This is a genomic window from Actinoplanes sp. ATCC 53533, from assembly GCF_003947245.1.
The window spans coordinates 1-1,168 of sequence record NZ_QHHV01000539.1; the positions used below are offsets into that span (position 1 = coordinate 1).

Annotated in this window: 2 protein-coding genes; both read left to right on the forward strand. The window is 67.1% G+C overall.

Going from position 1 to position 1,168, the window contains the following annotated elements; all coding sequences use genetic code 11:
- Nucleotides 1-428, forward strand: a 428-nt coding sequence (locus tag DMB66_RS59870; protein WP_148112976.1) for a carbohydrate ABC transporter permease, incomplete at its 5' end; no start/stop codon positions are given.
- A 13-nt stretch (nt 429-441) separates the two neighbouring features.
- Complete coding sequence (locus DMB66_RS59875; protein WP_199753314.1) at nt 442-1,167, forward strand: carbohydrate ABC transporter permease; 726 nt, start codon at nt 442-444, stop codon at nt 1,165-1,167.
- Nucleotide 1,168 lies beyond the last annotated feature (1 nt).

Here is a 1,168-nt window from a genome sequence, read left to right on the forward strand (position 1 = left end):
AGCGGGTGGTGCTCTATTCGGTCGCGATCGCGATGGTCTGGCAGTCGCTGGGCTACTACATGGTCCTCTACATGGCGAGCATGTCGAGCATCCCGGAGGACCTGTACGAGGCCTCGGCGCTCGACGGCGCCTCGGCCGGCCGGCAGTTCTTCACCCTCACGCTGCCGCTGATCTGGCAGAACCTGCGCACCTCGCTGACCTTCTTCATCATGAGCGCGGTCAACCTCAGCTTCGTGCTGGTCCGCGCGATGACCGGCGGCGGGCCGGACGGCTCCTCCGAGGTCCTGCTCAGCTACATGTACAAGCAGGCGTACACGAACTCGTCGTACGGCTACGGCATGGCCATCGGCGTCGTCATCTTCGCGTTCTCGTTCCTGGTGTCGCTGCTGGTGAGCCGCGCGACCCGGCGCGAGCCCCTCCAGTTCTGACAGGACGGCCACCATGACCACGATCAAAACGTCCGGGCGGGGCCTCGCGCACCTGCTCGTGGTCGTGATCGCGCTGCTCATCGCGGTCCCGGTCGGCTGGGTGCTGCTGGCCTCGGTCAAGCGCAGGAGCGAGTTCTTCGGCAGCCCGTGGGCCCTGCCGGAGGGCCTGCACCTGCGGAACTACGTCGACGCGTTCGTCACCGCGCACATGGGCCGGTACTTCGCGACCTCGCTGTTCGTCACGCTGCTCGGCCTGGCGTTCGTGCTGGCGGTCTCGGTGCCGGCCGCGTACGTCATCGCCCGGTACGACTTCCGCGGCAAGGCCGTCGTGGAGCTCGCGCTGCTCGCCGGCCTGTTCGTCAACGTCAACTACATCGTCGTGCCGATCTTCCTGATGCTCCTCGACTGGGACCGTACGCTGGTCGACGCCTTCCCGGACGGGCTCTTCCTGGACAACCCCGCGATGCTGGCGCTGGTGTACGCGGCCACCTCGATCCCGTTCACCGTCTACCTGCTCGCCGCGTACTTCCGGTCGATCCCGGCCGACTACGAGGAGGCCGCGGCGCTGGACGGGGCGTCCCGGTTTCGGATCATGACCCGGGTGATGCTGCCGATGGCCCGGCCGGCCGTCACGACGGTGATCCTGTTCAACTTCCTGGCCTACTGGAACGACTTCATCATCGCGCTCACCCTGCTGCCCGGCTCGGGCAGACGCTGCAGGTCGGCCTCCTCAACCTGAT